The sequence below is a fragment of the Arthrobacter sp. B3I4 genome (assembly GCF_030816855.1).
Classification (GTDB): domain Bacteria; phylum Actinomycetota; class Actinomycetes; order Actinomycetales; family Micrococcaceae; genus Arthrobacter.
In genome coordinates this window covers 2647504-2665727 of sequence record NZ_JAUSYK010000001.1, presented here as the reverse complement: position 1 = coordinate 2665727, position 18224 = coordinate 2647504, and the positions used below count along the sequence as shown (strand labels likewise).

Below are 18224 nucleotides of genomic sequence, written 5' to 3'. Positions count from 1 at the left end.
AGCCCGGTCCGGGCGGCCCTCTCCTGCCAGGGCCGCCTGCCCAGCCACGGCCGCCTGCTCAGCCACGGATGTCAGCTGTCTGTGTCCCGCCGAACGCTTCCAGGGCGCCGCCGGTGAGCCGGAAGGTGGACCAGTCGTCCATGGGAGCGGCACCCAGGTTCCGGTAAAAGGCAATCGAAGGCTCATTCCAGTCCAGCACGCTCCACTCCACCCGGGCGTAGCCGCGTTCGACGGCGGTGCCGGCGAGGTACTGCAGCAGCGCCTTGCCGTGGCCGGCGCCGCGGGCCTCCGGCTTGACGTAGAGATCCTCCAGGTAGATGCCGTGCACACCTTCCCAGGTGGAGTAGTTGAGGAACCACAACGCGAACCCTTGGACGTCGCCGGAACCGTTCTCAGCCATCGTCGCGAAGACCCGCGGGTCGGCGCCGAAGAGCACCTCCGTCAGCATCTCCGGGGTGTTCCGGACGGCGTCCGGTTCCTTCTCGTAGACAGCGAGGTCGTGGATCATCTGCAGGATGGCGGGGACATCGGCGGCCGTGGCCGGACGGATTACACTCATGGGCGCCAGTTTACTAGCGGCTACAACCGGTTCACGTCGACCACCCGCACGACGGCGGTGCCGCTCTCATCCGAGGCGGCCAGATCGACCTCCGCGGAGATTCCCCAGTCGTGGTTGCCGGCCGGGTCATCGAAGATCTGCCGGACTTTCCAGCTGCCGGGCTGCTCGGTGATGATCAGCAGGCCCGGCCCGCGGGCGTCCGGGCCGGTGCCGATGTCCCCGTGCTCTTCGAAGTAGTCGTCCAGCGCATCCTCCCAGCGCTCAGCGTCCCAGCCGGCGCCGCCGTCGAGCTCGCCCAGCGCCGTGGCGGCTTCATCGGCGAACAGTTCCACCCGCCGGAACATTTCGTTGCGGACCATCACCCGGAAGGCCCGGATGTTGGACGTCAGTGACGGCGGCGGGGGCGGTGGCGCGTCATGCGGGGTCGGGGCGGCGCCGGACGTGAGCTCCTCCCATTCGTCCAGCAGGCTGGAGTCGACCTGACGGACCAGCTCGCCCAGCCAGGCGATGAGGTCCTCCAGATCCTCGCGCAGCGCATCCTGCGGCACGGTCTGCCGGAGCGCCTTGAAACCATCGGCCAGGTACCGCAGCACAATGCCCTCGGAGCGGGCCAGCCCGTAGAACTGCACGAACTCGCCGAAGTTCATCGCACGCTCGTACATGTCCCGGACCACCGACTTGGGCGCCAGCTCAAAGTCGCCGATCCACGGCGCGGCCTTACGGTACACGTCGAACGCCTCACCCAGAATCTCCGCGAGCGGCTGCGGATAACTGACCTCCTCGAGCAGGGCCATGCGCTGGTCATACTCGATCCCGTCGGCCTTCATCGCGGCAATCGCGTCGCCGCGGGCCTTCTTCTGCTGTGCCGAAAGGATCTGCCGCGGCTTCTCCAAGGTCGCCTCGATCACCGACACCACATCGAGGGCGTACGACGGCGACTCCGGATCCAGCAACTCCAGGGCTGCCAGTGCGAAGGGGGAGAGCGGCTGGTTCAGGGCAAAGTTGGCCTGCAGGTGCACGGTGAGCCGGACGGTGCGCCCGTCCGGGCCCTGCTCCGCCGGCGGGATCCGCTCGACGACGCCGGCGGCCAGCAGTTCGCGGTAAATGCCCAGGGCCTTCTTCATCAGCTGCAGCTGGACGGCGCGGGGTTCGTGGTTTTCGGTCAGCAGGCGGCGCGCGGCCTTGAACGGGTCGCCCGGGCGCTCCATCAGGTTCATCAGCATGGCGTGCGTGACGGTGAAGCTGGAGCCCAGCGGATCCGGCACGGAGTCCACGAGTCGTTTGTAGGTCGGTTCGCCCCAGGACACGAAGCCTTCCGGCGGCTTCTTCTTGACCACCTGGCGGAGCTTTTTCTGGTCATCGCCGAATTTGGCGGTGGCCTTGGCCATCGCTTTGACGTTCTCAATCACATGCTCCGGGGCCTGCACCACGACAGTCCCGGCGGTGTCGTAGCCGGCGCGGCCGGCCCGGCCGGCAATCTGGTGGAACTCGCGGGAGTTCAGCAGCCGGGTGCGGACGCCGTCGTACTTGCTCAGCGCGGTGAGCAGCACGGTGCGGATCGGGACGTTGATGCCGACGCCCAGGGTGTCGGTGCCGCAGATGACCTTGAGCAGGCCGGCCTGGGCCAGCTGCTCGACGAGCCGGCGGTATTTGGGCAGCATGCCGGCGTGGTGCACACCAATGCCGTGCCGGACCAGCCGGTTGAGGGTCTTGCCGAAGCCGGCGGCGAAGCGGAACCCGGCGATCAGTTCCGCGATCTTGTCCTTTTCCTCCCGGGTGCAGACGTTGATGCTCATCAGGTTCTGGGCCCGGTCGATCGCCTCGAGCTGGCTGAAGTGCACCACGTATACCGGGACCTGTTTGGTGGAGAGCAGCTCCTCGAGGGTCTCGTGCACGGGGGTCTGCTGGTAGTAGAAGTGCAGTGGAATGGGCCGCTCGGCCGAACTGACCGTCGTCGTCGGCCGGCCGGTCAGGGCGGTGATGCCGTCTTCGAAGCGGCTGACGTCGCCCAGGGTGGCGGACATCAGCAGGAACTGGGCCTGCGGAAGCTCCAGCAGCGGCACCTGCCACGCCCAGCCGCGCTGCGGATCGGAGTAAAAGTGGAACTCGTCCATGATCACGGCGCCGAGCTCCGCGTCGGAGCCCTCGCGCAGGGCGATGTTGGCCAGGATCTCCGCGGTGCAGCAGATAATCGGCGCGTCCTGGTTGACGCCGGAATCGCCGGTGATCATGCCGACGTTTTCGGCTCCGAAGATCTCGCACAAGGCGAAGAACTTCTCCGAGACCAGTGCCTTGATCGGCGCGGTGTAGTAGCTGCGCGCACCGCGGGCCATCGCCTGGAAATGCGCGGCGATCGCCACGAGGGATTTTCCTGATCCGGTGGGCGTGGCCAGAATGACGTTGGCACCGGCGGCGAGCTCCATCACGGCCTCGTCCTGGGCGGCGTAGAGGGCCAGCCCGCGGCTCTCCGTCCATTCGACGAACCGGGTGTACAGCTCATCCGGATCGAGGCCTGCCCTGCCGGGGACTCGGGCGGCCGGGGCGGGGAGTTGATCAACAAGTTTCATTGCCTTCCAGCTTAGTGGCCCCCGGCCGGGGTTAGGCTTCGACTGGAAGCGGAGGAAGCGCATGCAGTGGGACCCAGCCAAGTACGTACAGTTCGGGAACTATCGGGACCGGCCGTTCTTCGACCTGACCGGCCGGGTCCACGCGGAGGCCCCGGGGCGCGTCGTCGACCTCGGCTGCGGGCCGGGCAACCTGACCGCAACGCTCGCGGCCCGCTGGCCGGACGCCGCGGTGCAGGGGCTCGACTCCTCCGCAGAGATGCTTGAAAAGGCCGGCCGGCTAGCAGCCGGGAACCTCTCCTTCGGCGCCGCGGATATCGCCGCCTGGATGCCGGCTCCGGACACCGATGTGGTGGTCACGAACGCCGCCCTGCAATGGGTGCCGGGGCACCGGGAGCTGCTGCCGCGCTGGCTCGAGGCACTGCGCCCCGACGCCTGGTTCGCGCTGCAGGTCCCGGGAAACTTCAGTGCCCCTTCCCACTCGCTGATGCGCGGCCTGGCTGACTCGGACGAGTGGGCCGGACGCCTGGCCGGCGTGCTGCGCCACGACGGCGCCGTCGCCGAACCCGCAGACTACCTCGCCCTGATGCTCGACGCCGGCTGCGAGGCCGACGCCTGGGAGACCACGTATCTTCAGCTGCTGCCGGGACGCGACCCGGTCCTTGAGTGGGTGCGGGGCACCGGGCTCCGGCCGGTGCTGGCGGCGCTCTCAGCCGAGGAAGCCGAAAGGTTCGAGGCGGACTACGCACGGCTGCTCACCGAGGCCTACCCGCCGGGAGCCCACGGAACCGTGTTTCCCTTCCGGCGGATCTTCGCGGTCGCCCGGAAGCGCGGCTAGTCCGGCCAGCGCTTTGACGGACGTGACAGGCCGTATGACAAGATGCAGCGTGTGACGTGCCTTACAATGACAAAGCGGCCTGGGGGCGGCCGCCTGGTCCGTATCCGAGCCCTGCGGCGATGATGGAGGTTCGGTGCTGCCAAGACTGCTGGGTCGGCTGCTTTCTCCCCACCGAACGACCGTCCTGGCCATCGCGTGCCTGCAGCTCGTCCAGACCACGGCGAACCTCCTGCTTCCCACCCTGAACGCCGCCGTCATTGACGACGGCATCGTCGCGGGGAACACCGCGGAGATCCTGCGGCTGGGTGGTTGGATGGCCGGCGTCGCGGCGCTTCAGGTGGCCGCCGCCGTCGCCGCCGGCTACCTCGGCGCCGTCGTCGCGATGCGCGTCGGCCGGGAGTTGCGCCAGGAGCTGTTCGCCACGGTGCAGACGTTCTCCTCACAGGACATGAGCGTCTTCGGGGCGCACAGCCTCGTCACCCGGGCCACCAACGACGTCACCCAGATCCAGAACCTCACCGTCCTGGTCTTCACCATGCTGGTTGCGGCGCCTGCGAGCTTTTTGGGCGGGATCGCCCTGGCGGTACACCAGGACCTGCCGCTGGCGGGGATCGTGCTCGCGGTGATCCCCGTGCTCGCCGTCATCATGGTCCTCATCGTGCGCCGGCTCATCCCGCTCTACCGGCAGGGCCAGGACCTGATCGACCGGACCGGCCGCGTGCTCCGGGAACAGATCATCGGCGCCCACGTCATCCGCGGCTTCGTCCGGCAGGACCACGAGATCCGCCGCTTTGACGCTGCCAACAAGGAGCTCACCCGGAACAACCTGGACTCCGCGCTGCTGGTCGCCGGCATGAACCCGATGATCATGGTGGTGGTCAACCTGTCCTCCGTCGCAGTGGTCTGGTTCGGCGGCCACCGGATCCAGGCCGGGGACATGCGCCTGGGTGCCCTCACCGCGTTCATCGCCTACATCCTGCAGATTCTGATCGCCATCATGATGGCCATGTACGTCCTCACGACGGCGCCGCGTGCTGCCGCCTGCGCCGAACGCATCCAGGCTGTCCTGGCCACCGTGCCCTCAATCGGCAGTCCGGCCGCCACCGGGAGCCCGTCCGCCACTCGGAGCCCGCCCGCGACCGGGAGTCGGGAACCGGACGGCGCCCCGCGTGCGCAGAGCCCCGCGCCTGCCGGCACTGTGGAGTTCCGCGGCGTGGCGTTCGCCTACCCGGGGGCAGAGGCTCCGGTCCTGGCCGGAGTCAGCTTCACCGCCGCGCCGGGAACCACGACGGCGATCGTCGGCGCCACTGGCAGCGGCAAAACCACGCTGCTGAACCTGCTGCCGCGGCTGCTGGATCCGACGGCAGGCACCATCAGCATCGGCGGCCGCGACGTCCGTTCGCTGCCGCTGGCGTCGCTGCGCAGCCTGATTGCCCTCGTTCCACAGCACTCCTACCTTTTCTCCGGGACGGTGGCGGAGAACCTGCGGGTCGGCGGCCCGGACGCGGGCGAGGCAGAGCTGTGGCGCGTGCTGGAGGCAGCCCAGGCCGCCGACTTCGTCCGGGACCTGGCCGGGGGACTCGACGCTCCGGTCAGCCAGGGGGGCACCAACTTCTCCGGCGGCCAGCGGCAGCGCCTGTGCATCGCCCGGGCGCTGCTGCGGCCGGGTCCCGTCTACGTCTTTGATGACAGCTTCTCCGCCCTGGACTACGGCACCGACCGGCGCCTGCGCGGCGCGCTGGAACGGCTGCTCCTCGGGGCCACGTTGCTGGTCGTCGCCGAGCGGGTCTCCAGCATCGTGGATGCGGACTTGATCCTGGTGCTGGAGGACGGGCAGCTGGTCGCGCAGGGCACCCACGAGGCGCTGCTGGAGTCCTCGCCGACCTACCAGGCCATCGCCGCCTCGCAGCTCGTTGTGGAGGAAACCCTGTGACCGCAGGCCCAGCAGCGCCGGGCCGGGGCGCTTCCGGAACGTGGCTGATCGCCGCACGGCTGCTGGGGCTTCTCCGGCCGGTGCGGCTCCGGATGGCCGCCGCGCTTGCCGCGACCTGCGGCTTTGCTGCCCTGAACGTCGCGGCACCCAAATACCTCGGGGACGCCACCGACGTCGTGGTGAAAAGCGTGGTGGGCGGGACCTTTGACGAACAGAAGCTCGGCCTCCTGCTGCTCGCGGTGGCGCTGATGTACCTGGGCGCCTCGCTGTTCAGCTGGATCCAGGGTGCGCTGACCGCGACGGCCGTGCAGCGGCTCAGCTACGGGCTGCGCGCCGCGGTGGAACGGAAACTGCATGTGCTGCCGTTCAGCCATTTCGACGACCAGCACCGCGGGGACGTGCTGAGCCGGGCCACCAGCGACGTCGACAACGTCTCCCAGGCCCTCAACCAACTGCTGAACCAGCTGATCATGTCGGTGCTGATGCTCTCCGGCGCCCTCGCCATGATGGTCTGGCTGTCCCCGCTGCTGGCCCTGGTGGCGCTGGCCTCGGTTCCGCTCTCCACCTGGATCACCGTGCTCGTGGCGCGGAAATCACAGGCCCATTTCACCGAACAGTGGGCCAGTACCGGCACCCTGCACTCACACCTCGAAGAGTTCTTCACCGGGCACGAGGTGATCAAGGCCTTCGGGCGGCAGGACGCCGCCGCGGCAACCTTTGCGGACAGCAACCACCGGCTCTTCCGGGCAGCGTCCAGCGCCCAGTACCTGTCCGGCGTCGTGCAGCCCCTGATGATCTTCGTTTCCAACCTTAACTACATCGCGGTCGCGGTGATCGGTGCGCTGCAGGTCATCGCCGGTGCCATGACTGTCGGCGGTGTGCAGGCCTTCATCCAGTTCAGCCGGCTCTTCAGCCAGCCGATGGGCCAGATCGGCGGGATGCTCACCCTGATGCAGTCCTGCCTGGCTTCCGCCGATCGAGTCTTTGGATTGCTGGACGCCCCGGAGATCCCCGACGACGCGGGAATCTACGACGGCGCCGCGGGAATCCCCGACGACGCCGCGGGAATCCCCGACGACGCCGCGGGAATCCCGGCCGGCGCCGCGGGAATCCCGGCCGGCACCGTGCGCCCCAGCGGGAGAGCCGGGGGGAGTGCCGGCTCGGCTCCCGGCCGCGTCACCTTTGAACGGGTGAGCTTCGGCTACCGCGCCGGCGACCCCGTGGTGCAGGACCTCTCCTTCGTCGTCGAACCCGGCCAGACCGTGGCGATCGTAGGCCATACGGGGGCCGGCAAGACCACGGTGGTCAATTTGTTGATGCGCTTCTACGAACTGGACGGCGGCCGGATCACGGTCGACGGCGCGGACATCGCCGGGCTGCCGCGGGACCGGCTCCGGTCCGTCTTCGGGACCGTGATGCAGGAAGCCTGGCTCTTCACCGGCACCATCCGGGAAAACATCGAATACGGCCGGCCCGGCGCCAGCGACGCCGAGATCACCGCCGCGGCGCAGGCAAGCCACGTTGACCAGTTCGTCCGTGCCCTGCCGGCCGGCTACGCGACGGTGCTGGGCAACGACGGTGACTCGCTCAGCCGCGGCCAGCGCCAGCTCATTTCGATTGCCCGCACGCACCTGGCCGGCCGGAGCATCCTGATCCTCGACGAAGCGACCAGCTCCGTGGACAGCCGCACGGAAGTGCAGATCCGGGAGGCGATGACCGCGCTGCGGCAGGGCAGGACAAGCTTCGTGATCGCGCACCGTTTGTCCACGGTCCGGGACGCTGATCTAATTCTCGTTATGGACCACGGACGGATTGCCGAACAGGGGAACCACCAGGAGCTGATGGCCTCCCGGGGGGTATACACGGAGCTTTACCGCGCCCAGTTCGCCGGCCGCGAACAACCCGAGGGCATTCTGGAGCCGGAACTGTGACATCGGACGCGAACCGGACCCGGCCGTTCCCCGGCAACTGGAAACCCAACGCCGAAAGCTCGGTGCCGCTGTTCGAGCAGCTCCGGCTCCATATCATCGAGCGGGCCGACGACGGCACCCTCGCGCCGGGGACGAGGCTCCCGGCGGTCCGCAGCCTCGCAGCCGGGCTTGGCGTCGCGCCGCACACCGTGGCGCGCGCCTACAAGGAGCTGGAAGCTGCCGGAGTCGTGGCCACGCAGGGCAGGAATGGCACTGTTGTGTGCGCCCGGGACGAGGCGTGGGGTTCCCTCGCGGCCGCCGCGGCGCAGTTCGCCAGCGCCGCCCAAGCCCAGGGCGCCAGCTTCGCCGAGGCGGTCCAACTGCTGGCCGCCGCCTACGACCGGCACTGACCATTGGCCGCTAACCATTGGCACCTGAATAAACGCGTTCGCCATTAGCACATTCGCCGCCCGAATGGAGATTCGAAGAAGTTTTCGATTAGCATTGGAGGCGTGCCTAAAGCCGTAGCTGAAGAACCCGCCGTCGATATCCAGCCCCTTGCCATGCCGGTACCGGCCGAAAAAACGGCCACCCGCCGGCCCTCCGGCCCCGCCTCACCGGGTGCGGAGCTGGTCCGCCCCGACCTCTCCCGCCTGGTCGTTAAGGGCGCGCGGGAACACAACCTGCGCAACGTCGACCTGGACCTGCCCCGCGACGCCATGATCGTCTTTACCGGCCTGTCCGGTTCCGGGAAGTCATCGCTGGCCTTCGACACCATCTTCGCTGAAGGCCAGCGGCGCTACGTCGAGTCGCTCTCGGCGTACGCCCGCCAGTTCCTGGGCCAGGTGGACAAACCCGACGTCGACTTCATCGAAGGCCTGTCACCGGCGGTGTCCATCGACCAGAAATCCACCAGCAAGAATCCGCGCTCCACGGTGGGCACGATCACCGAGATTTATGACTACATGCGCCTGCTGTGGGCCAGGGTGGGACGCCCGCACTGCCCGGTCTGCGGTGAACCGGTCACCAAGCAGACCCCGCAGCAAATCGTCGACCAGCTCCTCGAACTGCCCGACGGCACCCGCTTCCAGGTCCTGGCGCCGGTGGTGCGCGGCCGCAAGGGCGAGTTCGTCGATCTCTTCAAGGAGCTGACCGCCAAGGGCTACTCCCGGGCCAGGGTGGACGAAAAACTGATCCAGCTCAGCGACCCGCCGAAGCTCGGCAAGCAGTTCAAGCACACCATTGAGGTGGTGGTGGACCGCCTCGTGGTCAAGGAAGGCATCAGCCAGCGCCTGACCGACTCGGTGGAAACCGCCCTCGGCCTGGCCGAGGGCCGCGTGCTGGCCGAATTCGTCGACCTGGACGCGGATGACCCGGAGCGGATCCGGGCGTTCTCCGAACACCTCGCCTGCCCCAATGAGCACCCGCTCGCGATCGACGAGATCGAGCCGCGTTCCTTCTCCTTCAACAACCCCTTCGGCGCCTGCTCCGCCTGCTCCGGCATCGGCACCAAGCTCGAGGTCGATGAGGAACTCCTCATCCCCAACCCGGAGCTGTCCCTGTCCGAGGGCGCCATCGCACCGTGGTCGCTCGGCACCGCCACCACCGAGTACTGGAACCGGCTGCTCAGCGGACTGGCGAAGGACATCGGCTTCTCCATGACCACCCCGTGGGAGAAGCTTTCCAAGGATGCGCGGCAGACCGTGCTGCACGGCAAGGACCACAAGGTCGTGGTGCAGTACCGCAACCGCTTCGGCCGGGAGCGCAAATACAGCACCGGCTTCGAGGGCGTGGTCCAGTATGTGCACCGCAAGCACACCGAGACCGATTCGGACTCCGCCAGGGACCGCTATGAGGAGTACATGCGGCAGGTCCCGTGCCCGGCCTGCAACGGTGCCCGCCTGAACCCGGCGTCGCTGTCGGTCCTGATCAACGGCAAATCCATCGCCGAGGTCGCCGGACTGCCGATGCGCGAATGCGCCCGCTTCCTGGACACCCTGGTCCTCACCGGCCGCGAGGCCCAGATCGCGCACCAGGTGCTCAAGGAAATCCAGGCCCGCCTGACCTTCCTGCTCGACGTCGGCCTGGAGTACCTCAACCTCGAACGGCCCTCCGGCACGCTGTCCGGCGGCGAGGCGCAGCGCATCCGCCTCGCCACCCAGATTGGTTCCGGGCTCGTCGGCGTCCTTTACGTCCTCGACGAGCCCTCGATCGGCCTGCACCAGCGCGACAACCGCCGCCTGATCGAGACCCTCACCCGGCTCCGCGACCTCGGCAACACCCTGATCGTGGTGGAGCACGACGAGGACACCATCCAGGAAGCCGACTGGGTCGTGGACATCGGACCCGGCGCCGGCGAGCACGGCGGCAAGGTCGTGCACTCCGGCTCCTACCAGGACCTGCTGAAGAACACCGAATCGCTGACCGGTGACTACCTGTCCGGCCGAAAGTCCATCGCGGTGCCCAAAAAGCGCCGCAAGTACGACAAGAAGCGTGAACTGAAGGTCGTCGGCGCCAAGGAAAACAACCTCCTCAACGTCGACGCCGCCTTCCCGCTGGGGCTGTTCACCGCCGTGACCGGCGTCAGCGGCTCGGGCAAATCCACCCTGGTCAACGAGATCCTCTACAAGGTGCTCGCCAACAAGCTCAACGGCGCCAAGCAGGTCGCCGGCCGGCACAAGAGCATCCAGGGCCTCGAGCACCTGGACAAGGTGGTGCACGTCGACCAGAGCCCGATCGGCCGCACCCCGCGCTCCAACCCGGCCACCTACACCGGTGTCTTCGACCACATCCGGAAACTCTTTGCCGAGACCACCGAAGCGAAAGTCCGGGGCTACCAGCCCGGCCGGTTCTCCTTCAACGTCAAGGGCGGCCGCTGCGAAGCCTGCTCCGGCGACGGCACGCTGAAGATCGAGATGAACTTCCTGCCGGACGTGTACGTGCCGTGCGAGGTGTGCCACGGCGCCCGGTACAACCGCGAAACACTCGAGGTCCACTACAAGGGCAAGACCATCGCGGACGTGCTGAACATGCCGATCGAGGAAGGCGCGGAGTTCTTCGCGGCGTTCTCACCCATCGCCCGGCACCTGCGCACCCTGGTCGACGTCGGGCTCGGCTACGTGCGGCTCGGCCAGCCGGCCACCACCCTGTCCGGCGGCGAGGCGCAGCGCGTGAAGCTGGCCGCCGAGCTGCAGAAGCGTTCCAACGGCCGCAGCATCTACGTGCTCGACGAGCCCACCACCGGGCTGCACTTCGAGGACATCCGCAAACTGCTGATGGTCCTGCAGGGCCTGGTGGAAAAGGGCAACACCGTCATCACGATCGAGCACAACCTCGACGTCATCAAGAGCGCTGACTGGATCGTGGACCTCGGGCCCGACGGCGGCTCCGGCGGCGGCCGGATCGTCGCCTCCGGCACGCCCGAGCAGGTGGCCAAGTCAAAGGACAGCCACACCGCGGCGTTCCTCGCCGAAATCCTCAGCTAAGGACCACCGATATATGCCGCAGCGGGAATGCGGTTTTCCCGCTGCGGCCGGCTCGTGAGAAACTACACCGGTGAATACGCCAGATTGCCGGAGCCGCTGCCGGGCCGCCGGGATGCGCCGCAGTAGGCTGGGGCAGGCCCGGCCCCTGACCACCGACGCCCCGCAGCTGAATGAGGTGCACACTATTGGCAATGTTTGACGCGATCCGCTGGACGACGCGCGGGCTCATTTCCTCGACCTGCCGTCCCACCGTGATCGGCCTCGAGAACGTGCCCGCCGAGGGCCCCTTCATCGTGGCGCCGAACCACCTCTCCTTCCTGGACAGCGTGATCGTCCAGGCCTTGATGCCCCGCCCGGTGGCCTTCTTCGCCAAGGCGGAGTACTTCACCACAGGCGGCGCCAAAGGCCGGATGATGAAATCGTTCTTCGAGGCCGTGGGCTCCATCCCGGTGGAGCGCGGCGAACAGGCGGCGAGCGTCCAGGCCCTGAAGACGCTGCTGGACATTCTCGAGGCCGGCAAGGGCGTCGGAATCTACCCGGAAGGCACCCGGTCCCGGGACGGCATCCTGTACCGCGGCCGCACCGGCGTCGGCTGGCTCGCCCTCACCACGGGCGCCCCGGTCATCCCGGTGGGCCTGATCGGTACCGAAAACCTGCAGCCGGCGGACAGCAACAAGGTCAGGCCGCAGCACTTCACCATGAAGGTCGGCGAGCCGCTCTACTTCGACCGCACCGGCCCGGACCACTCGCTGCCCGCGCGGCGCCAGGTCACCGACCGGATCATGGACGCCATCGCCGAACTCAGCGGCCAGCAGCGGGCCACCACGTACAACCAGAGCAAGAGCGTCGACTGACCAGGGCACCCCGGCCGGGGCGCCGGCCGCGGCTCGGTTCCCCGCCGTCGGCTCAGTAGAATAGACCAGTGGCAAATCCAGCTAGTTACCGTCCCCGGACCGGGGAGATCCCGACCAACCCGGGCGTGTACCGCTTCCGCGACCCGCACGGGCGGGTCATCTATGTGGGCAAGGCCAAAAACCTCCGCTCCCGGCTGAACTCCTACTTTGCCAACCCCTCCGGCCTGCTGCCCAAGACCCACGCGATGGTGCACACCGCCAGCAGCGTGGAATGGACCGTCGTCGGCAGCGAACTGGAATCCCTCCAGCTCGAGTACACCTGGATCAAGGAATTCAAGCCGCGGTTCAACGTCATGTTCCGCGACGACAAGTCCTACCCCTATCTCGCCGTCACAATGGGGGAGAAGTACCCCCGGGTGCAGGTCCTGCGCGGGGAACGGCGCAAGGGCACCCGGTACTTCGGCCCGTACACGGCCGGGGCTATCCGCGACACCATGGACACCCTGCTCCGGGTCTTCCCGGTCCGCAGCTGCAGCGCCGGGGTCTTCAAACGCGCCGAAGCCAGCGGCCGGCCCTGCCTGCTGGGCTACATCGACAAATGCGCCGCGCCCTGCGTGGGCCGGATCTCGCCGGAGGACCACCGCGGCCTGGCCGAGGACTTTTGCGCCTTCATGGGCGGCGAAGCGAAGCGCTTCGTGTCCCGGCTGGAAAAGGACATGGCCGCCGCCGTGGCGAAACTCGATTACGAACGCGCCGCCCGCGTCCGCGACGACATCGTCGCGCTGAAGAAAGTGTTCGAACGCAACGCGGTGGTCCTGGCCGAGGACACCGACGCCGACGTCTTCGCCCTGCACGAGGACGAACTGGAAGCCGCGGTCCAGGTCTTCCACGTCCGCGGCGGCCGGATCCGGGGCCAGCGCGGCTGGGTCGTCGAAAAAGTCGAAGACACCACCACCCCGGACCTGGTCGAACACCTGCTCCAGCAGGTCTACGGCGAAGAGGGCGAGAACCAGGGCAGGTTGCCCCGGGAGGTGCTGGTCCCGGCAGAACCGAGCAACGCCGAGGAGCTTGGCCAGTGGCTCAGCGGGCTGCGCGGCGCGCGGGTGGACATCCGGGTGCCGCAGCGCGGCGACAAGGCCGCCCTGCTCTCCACCGTGCGGGACAACGCCGAACACGCCCTCAAACTGCACAAGTCCCGGCGCGCCGGCGACATCACCGTGCGCTCCCAGGCCCTGCAGGAGTTGCAGGAGGCGCTGGACCTTCCTGTCGCACTGCTGCGGATCGAGTGCTTCGACATTTCCCACGTCCAGGGCACCAACGTGGTCGGTTCCATGGTGGTGGTCGAGGACGGCCTGCCCAAGAAATCCGACTACCGCAAGTTCTCGGTCACCGGCGCCGCCGCAAACGACGACACCGCGGCCATGCACGACGTACTGACGCGCCGCTTCCGGCACTACCTCGACGACCAGGCGGCGCAGGCCGCGGCTGCGGCGAAACCGGCACACCAGGCGGCGCTGGAGGCCGCTACCGCCGCGGTCCTGGCGGACACGACGACGCCGGCCCCGCGGGCGAAGTTCGCCTACCCGCCCAACCTGGTCGTCGTCGACGGCGGCAAGCCCCAGGTCAATGCGGCGGCGCGCGCCCTGGCGGAACTGGGCATCGACGACGTCTTCGTCGTGGGACTCGCCAAGCGCCTCGAAGAGGTGTGGCTGCCGGACAGCGACTTCCCGGTGATCCTGCCGCGCGCCTCCGCCGGGCTGTACCTGCTCCAGCGGATCCGCGACGAAGCCCACCGCTTCGCCATCACCTTCCACCGGCAAAAGCGTGGCAAGGCCATGACCGTTTCCGCCCTCGACGGCGTCCCTGGCCTCGGCGACTCCAAGCGCAAGGCGCTGCTGAACCAGTTCGGCTCGGTGAAGAGCATCAAGGCCGCCAGCGTCGAGGAACTCACCGCCGCCAAGGGCATCGGCCCCGCCCTGGCCGGTGCCATCGTCCGGCACTTCAGTGCCGGGGACGAGGCGGACGGACCGGCGGCGCCTGCGATCAACATGACGACCGGCGAAATCCTCGAAACTTAGCTAGCTCCGGCAATGTTGGCTAGGGTAAGAAGCTGAAGTACGACGCGCGGCCGGCAGCCTCTGCCCCGCGCGCCGTGCTGACAGCAGAGCGCACAGCAGAGATGGGGCACGACGAATGGCAGAGTCAACGGAGGGATCCGGCACGGAGGCGGACGGGCTGACCCCGGTCAAGCCGGTGGAAGCGGAACTGCTCGTAGTGACCGGGATGTCCGGCGCCGGCCGGAGCACCGCCGCGGACGCCCTCGAGGACCACGGCTGGTACGTCGTGGAGAACCTGCCGCCGCAGATGCTGGGAACCCTCGCGGAACTCGTCTCGCACGCCCCGGGGTCCATCTCCAAGCTCGCCGTCGTCATGGACGTCCGCAGCAAGGACCTTTTCGCGGACATCCGCACCGCGTTGCGCAACCTGGAGACCAGCGGCGTCACCTTCCGGGTGCTGTTCCTGGACGCCAGCGACGACGTCCTGGTGCGCCGCTTCGAGCAGGGCCGGCGGCCGCACCCGCTGCAGGGCGGCGGCAGGATCCTCGACGGCATCGCCGCCGAACGCGATCTGCTGCAGGAGCTGCGTGATTCCTCCGACATCGTCCTGGACACCTCCACGCTCAACGTCCACGGCCTCGCGACCGCCATCACCGAGCTGTTCAGCGAAACAGGCCCGGTCGCGCTGCGGCTCAACGTCATGAGCTTCGGCTTCAAATACGGGCTGCCGGTGGACGCCAACTTCGTCGCCGACGCCCGCTTCATCCCCAACCCGCACTGGGTGCCGCAGCTGCGCCCGCACACCGGCCTGGACAAGGACGTCAGCGACTACGTGCTTGAGGCGGAGGGCGTGAGCAACTTTGTGGAACGCTACGTGCTCGCGCTCGAACCTGTCCTGGACGGCTACCGGCGCGAGAACAAGCACTACGCGACCATCGCGGTCGGCTGCACCGGCGGCAAGCACCGCTCCGTGGCCGTGGCCGTGGAACTGTCGCGCCGGCTGGCGCAGTACCCCCGGGTCACGGTGACCACCACGCACCGGGATCTGGGCCGCGAGTAATGGCGCTCCTTACCGGGCCGCTGCCCTTGGTTCCGGCCGCCAGCGCGGTCTCCGCCGGCCAGCAGGACAAAGGCCCCTCCGTGGTTGCCCTCGGCGGCGGACACGGTCTCTCCGCGTCGCTCTCGGCACTGCGCCTGCTCACCTCCGAGCTGACCGCCATCGTCACGGTCGCCGACGACGGCGGTTCCTCCGGGCGGCTGCGCGAGGAGTACGGCGTCCTGCCGCCCGGGGACCTGCGGATGGCGCTGTCCGCTCTCTGCGATGACACCGACTGGGGCCGGACCTGGCGCGACGTCATGCAGCACCGCTTCCGCCCCGGCGCGGGCCGCGGCGGGTCCCTCGACGAGCACGCGATGGGCAACCTGCTGATCGTCACGCTCTGGGAACTGCTGGGGGACACGGTGGCGGGCCTGCAGTGGGCCGGCGCACTGCTGGGCGCCCGCGGGCAGGTGCTGCCGATGTCGACCACCCCGCTCACCATCGAAGGCCGGGCACGGGTCGCGGGCCCGGACGGCACGCCGGTGCTGGAAACCGTCCGCGGCCAGGCCAAATGCGCCGTCGCCGGCTCGCTGGAAGGGGTCCGGCTGCTGCCCGAATCGGCTCCGGCCTGCGTCGAGGCGCTCACCGCGATTGAACTGGCGGACTGGGTGGTCCTGGGCCCGGGCTCCTGGTACACCTCGGTACTGCCGCACCTGCTGCTGCCGGAGATGCGTGCCGCGCTGTGCACCACCGAGGCGCGGCGCTGCCTCACGATGAACCTGGCAACGGACACCAAGGAAACCCTCGGCATGTCCGCCGCCGACCACCTGCGGGTGCTGCGGGAGTACGCCCCGGATTTCGGCGTCGACGTCGTCCTCGCCGACCCCGCGTCGGTGCCGGACGTGCAGGACTTCGAACGGGCCGCCGGGATGCTCGGAGCAGAGGTGGTCTTGGGTAAAGTTAGGGCGTCGAGCCGCCGGCCGATCCACGACCCGCTGCGTCTGGCAACGGCGTACCACGACATTTTCGGGAACAGGTAGGAAAGGTGCCATGGCACTGACAGCATCAGTCAAGGAAGAACTTTCCCGGCTGGACATCAAGAAATCCTCGGTCCGCAAGGCCGAGGTGTCCGCCATGCTCCGGTTCGCCGGCGGCCTGCACATCATCTCCGGCCGGATCGTGATCGAAGCCGAGGTGGACCTCGCCTCCACCGCCCGGCGGCTCCGCGCCGCCATCGCCGAGGTGTACGGCCACCAGAGCGAAATCATCGTCGTCTCCGGCGGCGGCCTGCGCCGTGGCAGCCGCTACGTGGTCCGGGTGGTGCGCGACGGCGAGGCCCTCGCCCGCCAGACCGGGCTGCTCGACGCCCGCGGCCGGCCCGTCCGGGGCCTGCCGTCCGTGGTCGTCAACGGTTCCGCCGCCGACGCCGAAGCGGTCTGGCGCGGTGCGTTCCTGGCCCACGGCTCGCTCACCGAACCCGGCCGCTCCTCGGCGATGGAGGTCACCTGCCCCGGCCCGGAGTCGGCCCTCGCACTCGTTGGCGCCGCCCGGCGCCTCGGCATCCAGGCCAAGGCCCGCGAGGTCAGGGGAGTGGACCGCGTCGTGATCCGCGACGGCGACACCATCGCCGCGCTGCTGACCAGGATGGGAGCGCACGACGCGCTGATGGTCTGGGAGGAGCGGCGGATGCGCAAGGAGGTCCGCGCGACGGCAAACCGGCTTGCCAACTTCGACGACGCCAACCTGCGCCGTTCCGCGCAGGCGGCCGTCGCCGCCGGCGCCCGGGTTGACCGGGCCCTGGAAATCCTGGGCGACGACGTCCCCGACCACCTGAAGTACGCCGGGGAACTGCGCGTCGCGCACAAACAGGCGAGCCTGGACGAACTCGGCCGGCTCGCGGATCCGGTGATGACCAAGGACGCGATCGCCGGCCGGATCCGCCGGCTCCTGGCGATGGCCGACAAGCGTGCCCAGGACCTGGGTGTCCCGGGCACCGACGCCAACGTGACACCGGAAATGCTCGACGAGTAGCCACGCCCGCCGAACAGGGCCACAATCGGATCCAGCGGCCGGGAATACTCCGGCGGTACCGGAGGCTATGCCCACTGGATCAACATCCACATTCTTCCGGGTGTCCAACCATCCGGATGCACAATCCGAGAGTTAGCAAAACCGGACGAACCGTCCACGACATTGGAGGATTTTGTGACCGAATACGTACTGCCTGACCTTGACTACGATTACGCCGCGCTGGAACCCCACATTTCCGCGCGGATCATGGAGCTGCACCACAGCAAGCACCACGCCACCTACGTTGCCGGCGCCAACAACGCACTGGCCCAGCTGGCCGAGGCCCGCGAAAAGGGCGACTTCGCCAACATCAACCGCCTCTCCAAGGACCTTGCCTTCCACACCGGCGGCCACGTCAACCACTCCGTGTTCTGGAAGAACCTTTCCCCGGACGGCGGCGACAAGCCCGAGGGTGAACTCGCGGCAGCGATCGACGACGCGTTCGGCTCCTTCGACGCCTTCCGCGCGCAGTTCACCGCCGCAGCCCTGGGCCTGCAGGGTTCCGGCTGGGGCTTCCTGGCCTACGAGCCGATCGGCGGCAACCTCGTGATCGAGCAGCTGTACGACCAGCAGGGCAACGTCGCGCTGGGCACCACCCCGCTGCTGATGCTGGACATGTGGGAGCACGCCTTCTACCTGGACTACGTCAACGTCAAGGCCGACTACGTCAAGGCGTTCTGGAACATCGTCAACTGGGCCGACGTCGCGCGGCGCTTTGACGCTGCCCGCGCCAACGCCACCGGCCTGATCACGCTCTAAAGGCAGTCTGGGCTGCCTTTAGGCGGAACACCGCTGTAACAAAGTCCGCGATTGGGCCCATCCGGGCCGAATCGCGGACGGCCCGCCCCCGTACTTGCGGGGGCGGGTCCGGTTAAACGTAAGATGGATCACGGAAGGCGGTCAGCCTTCAGCAAC

13 protein-coding genes are annotated in these 18224 nt (G+C 68.4%); 11 read left to right on the top strand and 2 right to left on the bottom strand.

Annotated elements, in window-relative coordinates; genetic code table 11:
- Positions 1–58: 58 nt before the first annotated feature.
- Both QFZ61_RS12675 and QFZ61_RS12670 read right to left on the bottom strand, forming a co-directional pair.
- A complete protein-coding gene (locus QFZ61_RS12675; RefSeq protein ID WP_307036536.1) occupies positions 59–559 on the bottom strand; it encodes a GNAT family N-acetyltransferase in 501 nt (166 codons plus the stop codon).
- 20 nt (positions 560–579) lie between these two features.
- The gene (locus tag QFZ61_RS12670; protein WP_307036534.1) at positions 580–3126 is read right to left on the bottom strand and encodes an RNA helicase; all 2547 of its coding nucleotides are present in this window, start codon (positions 3124–3126) and stop codon (positions 580–582) included.
- 61 nt (positions 3127–3187) lie between these two features.
- Here QFZ61_RS12670 and QFZ61_RS12665 point away from each other — a divergent pair, with 61 nt between their 5' ends.
- The 11 genes from QFZ61_RS12665 to QFZ61_RS12615 all read left to right on the top strand — a co-directional run bounded on the left by QFZ61_RS12665 (position 3188) and on the right by QFZ61_RS12615 (position 18068).
- Complete coding sequence (locus QFZ61_RS12665) at positions 3188–3961, top strand: trans-aconitate 2-methyltransferase (protein WP_307036532.1); 774 nt, start codon at positions 3188–3190, stop codon at positions 3959–3961.
- A gap of 133 nt (positions 3962–4094) precedes the next feature.
- Positions 4095–5894: an ABC transporter ATP-binding protein gene (locus QFZ61_RS12660; protein WP_307036529.1), complete on the top strand. Its 1800-nt coding sequence runs from the start codon at positions 4095–4097 to the stop codon at positions 5892–5894.
- 92 nt (positions 5895–5986) lie between these two features.
- Positions 5987–7825: an ABC transporter ATP-binding protein gene (locus QFZ61_RS12655; RefSeq protein ID WP_307038187.1), complete on the top strand. Its 1839-nt coding sequence runs from the start codon at positions 5987–5989 to the stop codon at positions 7823–7825.
- Positions 7822–8214, top strand: a complete 393-nt coding sequence (locus QFZ61_RS12650) for a GntR family transcriptional regulator (RefSeq protein ID WP_307036527.1) — start codon at positions 7822–7824, stop codon at positions 8212–8214. Before QFZ61_RS12655 ends, QFZ61_RS12650 begins: the two co-directional genes overlap by 4 nt.
- Positions 8215–8316: 102 nt before the next feature.
- Positions 8317–11289: an excinuclease ABC subunit UvrA gene (gene uvrA, locus QFZ61_RS12645; RefSeq protein WP_307036525.1), complete on the top strand. Its 2973-nt coding sequence runs from the start codon at positions 8317–8319 to the stop codon at positions 11287–11289.
- A 185-nt stretch (positions 11290–11474) separates the two neighbouring features.
- Positions 11475–12143 carry a 1-acyl-sn-glycerol-3-phosphate acyltransferase gene (locus QFZ61_RS12640; RefSeq protein WP_307036523.1) on the top strand — a complete coding sequence of 223 codons (669 nt, stop codon included), beginning with the start codon at positions 11475–11477 and terminating at the stop codon, positions 12141–12143.
- A gap of 68 nt (positions 12144–12211) precedes the next feature.
- Positions 12212–14221 (top strand): excinuclease ABC subunit UvrC, encoded by a 2010-nt coding sequence (uvrC, locus tag QFZ61_RS12635; protein WP_307036521.1) that lies wholly within the window; start codon positions 12212–12214, stop codon positions 14219–14221.
- 115 nt (positions 14222–14336) lie between these two features.
- Entirely contained in the window at positions 14337–15260 is a 924-nt protein-coding gene (gene rapZ / locus QFZ61_RS12630; protein ID WP_307036518.1) for an RNase adapter RapZ, read from the top strand.
- Positions 15260–16279, top strand: coding sequence for a uridine diphosphate-N-acetylglucosamine-binding protein YvcK (gene yvcK, locus QFZ61_RS12625; RefSeq protein WP_307036516.1), 1020 nt, complete (start codon positions 15260–15262; stop codon positions 16277–16279). The genes rapZ and yvcK overlap by 1 nt, the downstream gene beginning before the upstream one ends.
- A 10-nt stretch (positions 16280–16289) precedes the next feature.
- On the top strand, positions 16290–17270 hold the full coding sequence (whiA, locus tag QFZ61_RS12620; RefSeq protein ID WP_307036514.1) for a DNA-binding protein WhiA: 981 nt from the start codon (positions 16290–16292) through the stop codon (positions 17268–17270).
- A gap of 174 nt (positions 17271–17444) precedes the next feature.
- Positions 17445–18068 carry a superoxide dismutase gene (locus QFZ61_RS12615; protein ID WP_307036512.1) on the top strand — a complete coding sequence of 208 codons (624 nt, stop codon included), beginning with the start codon at positions 17445–17447 and terminating at the stop codon, positions 18066–18068.
- The last annotated feature ends 156 nt before the right edge of the window (positions 18069–18224 follow it).